The sequence below is a fragment of the Bacillus sp. RC242 genome, assembly GCF_044908245.1.
GTDB classification, from domain to species: domain Bacteria; phylum Bacillota; class Bacilli; order Bacillales; family Bacillaceae_G; genus Bacillus_A; species Bacillus_A mycoides.
On the sequence record NZ_JBIYCZ010000001.1, the window covers coordinates 680,197 to 686,460 of the forward strand.

Here is a 6,264-nt window from a genome sequence, read left to right on the forward strand (position 1 = left end):
TTATGTATTGTAACAAAAAAATGTTCCTTTATACTATATAAAAATATGGATGAAATACTAAAAAGATGAGAGACAGGGGATCTCTCACCTTTTTCTATATATAGGGGTACTTCACTTGGAACTCAAGGGTACTCAAATCATGAATGTACTTTTAACTTTTTAAACTCTTCTGTTAAAAGAGGTAATACTTCAAACAGATCACCGACAATACCATAGTCAGCTACTTTGAAGATACTAGCTTCTGGATCTTTATTAATCGCAACAATTATTTTTGAATTAGACATACCAGCTAAATGCTGAATCGCACCAGAAATCCCGCATGCAATGTATAGGTCTGGTGTAACAACTTTACCTGTTTGACCAATTTGTAATGAATAATCACAGTACTCTGCATCACAAGCACCACGAGATGCTCCAACAGCGCCGCCTAGTACGTCAGCTAATTCTTTTAACGGTTTAAATCCTTCTTCACTCTTCACACCACGTCCACCAGCGATAATAACTTTCGCTTCAGAAAGATCAACACCTTCTGCCGTTTTACGGACAACGTCTTGAATGATTGTACGTAGATCTTTCACATCAACTGTAATAGAAGACGCTTCACCTGTGCGAGATTCATCTTTTTCAAGAGTTGCGATATTATTTGGGCGCACTGTCGCAAATAATATACCATCTGTTACAATCTTCTTCTCGAATGCTTTACCAGAGTAAATTGGACGAGTGAAGATAACATTTCCACCTTCAACTTCTAAAGCCGTCACGTCAGAAATTAAACCAGCTTCAAGCTTCGCTGCTAATTTTGGTGATAAATCTTTACCAAGTGCTGTATGTCCAAATACAATGCCTTCTGGATTTTCTTCAGCATATACAGCTAAAAATGCTTGTGCATAACCATCAGATGTATATGATTTTAATTTATCATTTTCAACTGTCACAACGCGATCTGCACCGTAATGAATCAATTCATTTGCAAAAGAGGCAACGCTGTCTCCAACTAGAAGACCTACCACTTCACCGCCTTCTGCAATTGTTTTTGCTGCTGCTACCGCTTCAAACGAAACGTTACGTAGCGATCCATCACGAACTTCACCCATTACTAATACTTTACGAGCCATAGATTTTCCCTCCTGCATATATAATTTCGTATTTTATTAGATTACTTTCGCTTCTGTATGGAGCAACGATACAAGTTCTTTTACTTGATCTTGCAGCTCGCCTTGTAACACTTTTCCTGCATCTTTCTTAGGAGGCAAATAGATTTCAATTGTTTTTGTTTTTGCTTCCACATCATCTTCTTCTAAATCTAAATCATCTAATTCTACTTCTTCTAGTGGCTTCTTCTTCGCTTTCATAATACCTGGAAGTGATGGATAACGCGGTTCATTTAAACCTTGTTGCGCTGTTACTAGAATAGGTAATGATGATTCAATTACTTCTGTATCCCCTTCAACATCACGCTCAATCTTCACATTTGTACCATCAATTTCAAGCTTCGTAATCGTCGTTACGTATGGGATATTTAACGCTTCAGCTAATCGTGGACCAACTTGTCCAGATGCACCGTCAATCGCAACGTTCCCGCCTAAAATTAAATCTATTTCTTTATCTTTTAAATATTCAGCAAGTACTTTTGCTGTTGTAAATTGGTCACCATTCTCAACATCATCTTCAATGTTAATTAGTACCGCTTTATCGCAGCCCATCGCCAATGCTGTGCGAAGTTCTTTTTCACTATCCTCGCCACCAACTGTTATAACAGTAACTTCTCCACCTTGTGCATCTCTTACTTGAATTGCTTCTTCAATCGCATATTCATCGTAAGGGTTGATGATGAATTCCGCTTCGCCATCGTAAATTGCACCGTTTTTAATTACGATTTTTTCTTCTGTATCAAATGTTCGTTTCATGAGTACGTAGATGTTCATTTCATTTACCCCCTTATTTTTCAGAAAGATTCTATCAATTTTAAAATTCTGTTAATTTGCATTAAAAAAATAATTGGATTACCTACCACTAAATGAAGGCTTACGTTTTTCTAAAAACGCTGCTACGCCTTCTCTTCCATCTTCACTCGTAAATACTTCACCAAAAATCTGTGATTCACGCTGTACACCTTCATAATAATGAGACGATTTTGTCGTTTGTAATAACTCTAGCACAGCACGAGTTGTTGCTGGGCTTTTTCCAGCAATCTGTTTTGCAATTTTAAGCGTATCTTCTAAAATGGATTCTTCAGAAAACACTCCGTTAACAAGTCCCCATTGTAATGCTTCTGCGCCAGTAATTGGTGTACTTGTTAACATCATTTCACAAGCTTTCGCTTTACCAACATAACGTGGTAAGCGCTGTGTACCTGCAAAACCAGGAATTAATCCAAGTGTTAATTCAGGTAAACCAAGCTTTGTACTTTCAGTTACAAAGCGCATGTGGCAAGACATAGCAAACTCCAGGCCGCCGCCAAGTGCCGCTCCATGAATTGCCGCAATAACTGGTTTTGAACATTTTTCAACACGCTCAAACGTAACTTGTCCAAGCTGTGCTAACTCTGTTGCTTGCTTCGCTTCAGTAACAGATGTAAATTCTTTAATATCTGCCCCTGCTGAGAAGAAGCGTCCTTCACCATGTAGAACAACAACACGAATGTTATCATCCTTTTCCACTTGATCGATTAATTCAGTAACGTCATGCATAACTTGTGAAGACATCGCATTAGCTGGAGCATGGTTTAACGTCGCCACCGCGATATGATCTTCAACTTTTACAGATAGGAATTTCAACATGATCCCTCCCATTATTTACGATAACCACAAGCTGCAATAAGTAGCCCATGTACCGTTTTTGAAAGTGCGACCAGATCATACTTATGATCGCTCATTACCCAATTGGTCACAACTTCATCTACTGTTCCAAAGATCATTTGTCTTGCCACGCGAACGTTTAAATCCGCCTGAAATTCACCTTGCTTTATACCTGTCTCTAAAATCTCATCCATAACTTGTAAGTAGCCTTTTAATACTTCATTTATTTTAAGGCGCAAGTCTTGATTGGACTGCCTTAGCTCTAATTGCGTAACGATAGCAAGAGGATCATTCTGTGACAACAGCAAGAAGTGCGTTTCTACCAACATGAATAACTTCGCTACAGCGCTTTCAATTCCTGCTATTTTTTGACGAATTGTTTCAACAAATTCTCCCATCTTCTCTTGGAATAAGGATATTAATATATCTTCTTTATTTTTAAAATATAAATAAATCGTGCCATCAGCTACCCCAGCTTGCTTTGCAATTTTAGAAACTTGCGCTTGATGGTATCCATTCTCCGCAATCACAATGACTGCAGCATCAATAATCTGATTGTATTTCGGTCTATTTTTCTTCACTTTACTGTCCCCTTCAAGAAGATGACTGAATGAATAGTCATTCATATTCTTATAATACTGACTATTTAGAAAAGTGTCAATCCTATTTTTTCAAAAAGAAAGGGCCTTAGCCCGTTTGCTCATCCTCATTCTTTCTCTTCTCTTCATCTATTAGGACACGACGTAAAATTTTTCCGACTGTCGTCTTCGGCAACTCACTTCTAAACTCATATACCTTCGGAACTTTGTAAGCTGCTAAATATTTACGTGCAAACTGATCTAATTCTTCTTCAGAACACTCAGCGCCTTCTTTCAAAACAACAAACGCTTTTACAGTTTCCCCTCGATACGGATCAGGAACACCGATTGTTACCACTTCTTGCACCTTTTCGTGCTCATATAACACTTCTTCTACTTCACGAGGATATACGTTAAAGCCACTAGCAACGATCATATCTTTCTTACGATCTTTCACATAGAAAAAGCCATCCTCATCCATGCATCCTACATCACCTGTATGGAGCCAGCCATCTTGCAGTACAGCTGCCGTTTCTTCTGGCTTATTCCAATACCCTTTCATAATTTGTGGGCCCTTTACAACAATTTCACCAATTTCACCTGGAGGTAATGACTCTCCTGTTTCAAGTGACATGATGATTGCCTCTGTATCCGGCCACGGTACCCCAATACTTCCCGGCACACGCTTTTCCCACAAAAAATTCCCATGTGTAACTGGTGATGACTCCGTTAATCCATAACCCTCTACTAATTTACCACCTGTAACTCTCTCAAACTCCTCCTGCACTTCTACAGGAAGCGGTGCAGAACCACTAATACAAGCCTGAATTGAAGAAATATCATATTCTTTTAAAAGAGGACTATTTAATAGAGCAATATAAATGGTTGGTGCTCCTGGAAATAGTGTAACTTTATGTTTCTTAATTGCTTCAAAAACCATTTTCATATCAAACTTCGGAATAAGCACCATTTTATATCCTTGCATAATACTTAAATTCATTACAGCTGTCATCCCGTACACATGAAAAAACGGAAGAACACCAAGAATTACCTCTTCTCCTTCTTTACAATTATATAACCAATGCGCTCCCATTAAAGTGTTCGAAACGAGGTTTTTATGCGTTAACATAACCCCTTTTGGAAACCCTGTCGTTCCCCCTGTATACTGCAAAAGGGCTAAATCATTTTCAGGATCACATGGAACTTCAACATTAGTACTACTTTCTCTTTCTACCGATTTCCAAAGATGAATCGTTTCGCTTTCCGACACATTCACAACAAGATTTGCCTGCTTTTTTTGTACAAATGGATAAAGTAAATTTTTAGGAAATGGTAAAAAATCTGCAATACGGGTCACGATAATGTGCTCAAGCTTTGTTGCAGTTTGAACGTTAGTAACTCTCGGAAACACTAAATCCAGGCAAAGAATAACTTTTGCCCCTGAGTCATGAAGTTGGTACTCCAGCTCTCTTTCTGTATAAAGAGGATTCGTTTGTACGACAATCCCTCCCGCAAGCAAAGTACCATAATAACCAATTACAGATTGCGGACAATTCGGTAACATAATCGCAACTCTATCGCCTTTTTCAATACCAAGCCTTTGAAGGTAATTCGCAAATTTCTTTACCTTGTCATGAAAATCTGAAAATGTAACATCTTTACCTAAAAAGTGAAGCGCTTTCTTTTCTGGATAACGAGCAGCCATTTTCTCTAAATATCCATGAAGTGGCTGAATATCATAAGAAATTGTCCCTGGAATTTCATCTGGATAACTCTGCAGCCAAGGTTTTTCCACTCTCATTCCCCCTTCCAATACTTGTGAAAATAAATGAATGTTCATTCATGATAGTTGTTTTCATTATATTATAGTCATAACAGCGTTACAATCATAATATTCTGACTTTTTTATAACTATGCTTTACTTCCTTAACTTCTTATTATATGTAGAAACTCTCCTAATTTTAAAAGAATAAGAGAGTTCACGTTACTTAGCTTAATCTTATAATCGTTAAAACTGCACCAGGTGTAGTCGTTGATAACGTGGCAACAGCTAACAATCCAAATAACTGCAAACTAATTGCACTCCCCGCTGCAAGAGTCGTAATAATTGTTGCACTAAATGATGTCGTTGCTAATGCAGGGGAATTGATAGTTCCAGCAAGCGGTGCACCATTAATTGTAATTCGCGAACTAACTAATAATGAAGCCGTTATATTAATTGTATATGAAATATAATAATTCCCCGCATTTGCGGCCGTAAATACTGTGTTCCCCCCCGATACTGTAATTCCTGGACCGATATTTTGATTATTTGGAAGTGGGACATTTGTTCCACCAAGAAGCACTGATATTGCCGCTCCTGATGTATTATTCGCAAATGCATACGTCGCAGTTATACTTGTACCTGTTACTCCCGTCGCTCCTGTTTCACCCGTTGCTCCCGTTATTCCCGTTGCTCCTGTTGCTCCTGTTGGGCCTGTTGGACCTGTTGGACCTGTCGCTCCTGTTGCTCCCGTTGCTCCTGTTGCTCCCGTTGCTCCTGTTGCTCCCGTTGCTCCTGTTGCTCCTGTTGCTCCTGTTGCTCCTGTTGCTCCTGTTGGGCCTGTTGGACCTGTTGGACCTGTCGCTCCTGTTGCTCCCGTTGAACCTGTCGCTCCCGTTGCTCCCGTTGCTCCCGTTGCTCCCATTATTCCCGTTGCTCCTGTTGCTCCCGTTGCTCCCATTATTCCCGTTGCTCCTGTTGCTCCCGTTGCTCCCGTTATTCCCGTTGCTCCCGTTGCTCCTGTTGCTCCCGTTGCTCCTGTTGCTCCTGTTGCTCCTGTTGCTCCTGTTGCTCCTGTTGCTCCTGTTGCTCCTGTTGCTCCTGTTGCTCCTGTTGCTCCTGTTGC

At 39.6% G+C, this 6,264-nt stretch carries 6 protein-coding genes; all 6 read right to left on the minus strand.

Annotated elements, in window-relative coordinates; all coding sequences use genetic code 11:
• Positions 1-137: 137 nt before the first annotated feature.
• Entirely contained in the window at positions 138-1,115 is a 978-nt protein-coding gene (gene etfA, locus ABH957_RS03660) for an electron transfer flavoprotein subunit alpha (RefSeq protein WP_404454182.1), read from the minus strand.
• A gap of 36 nt (positions 1,116-1,151) precedes the next feature.
• On the minus strand, positions 1,152-1,925 hold the full coding sequence (gene etfB, locus ABH957_RS03665; RefSeq protein ID WP_404491125.1) for an electron transfer flavoprotein subunit beta: 774 nt from the start codon (positions 1,923-1,925) through the stop codon (positions 1,152-1,154).
• A 78-nt stretch (positions 1,926-2,003) separates the two neighbouring features.
• Complete coding sequence (locus ABH957_RS03670; protein ID WP_002088868.1) at positions 2,004-2,780, minus strand: enoyl-CoA hydratase; 777 nt, start codon at positions 2,778-2,780, stop codon at positions 2,004-2,006.
• Between the two features lie 11 nt (positions 2,781-2,791).
• Positions 2,792-3,379, minus strand: a complete 588-nt coding sequence (locus ABH957_RS03675; RefSeq protein WP_087945806.1) for a fatty acid metabolism transcriptional regulator FadR — start codon at positions 3,377-3,379, stop codon at positions 2,792-2,794.
• A gap of 106 nt (positions 3,380-3,485) precedes the next feature.
• Entirely contained in the window at positions 3,486-5,171 is a 1,686-nt protein-coding gene (locus ABH957_RS03680) for a long-chain-fatty-acid--CoA ligase (protein WP_404454185.1), read from the minus strand.
• A gap of 193 nt (positions 5,172-5,364) precedes the next feature.
• Positions 5,365-6,264, minus strand: a 900-nt coding sequence (locus ABH957_RS03685; protein ID WP_404510650.1) for a BclA C-terminal domain-containing protein, incomplete at its 5' end; no start/stop codon positions are given.

What these genes read in the sequence shown, in the direction of transcription:
- ABH957_RS03670 (WP_002088868.1), bottom strand. Translation starts at nt 2,780, where the DNA reads ATGTTGAAATTCCTATCTGTAAAAGTTGAAGATCATATCGCGGTGGCG.
- etfA (WP_404454182.1), bottom strand. Translation starts at nt 1,115, where the DNA reads ATGGCTCGTAAAGTATTAGTAATGGGTGAAGTTCGTGATGGATCGCTA.
- etfB (WP_404491125.1), bottom strand. Translation starts at nt 1,925, where the DNA reads ATGAACATCTACGTACTCATGAAACGAACATTTGATACAGAAGAAAAA.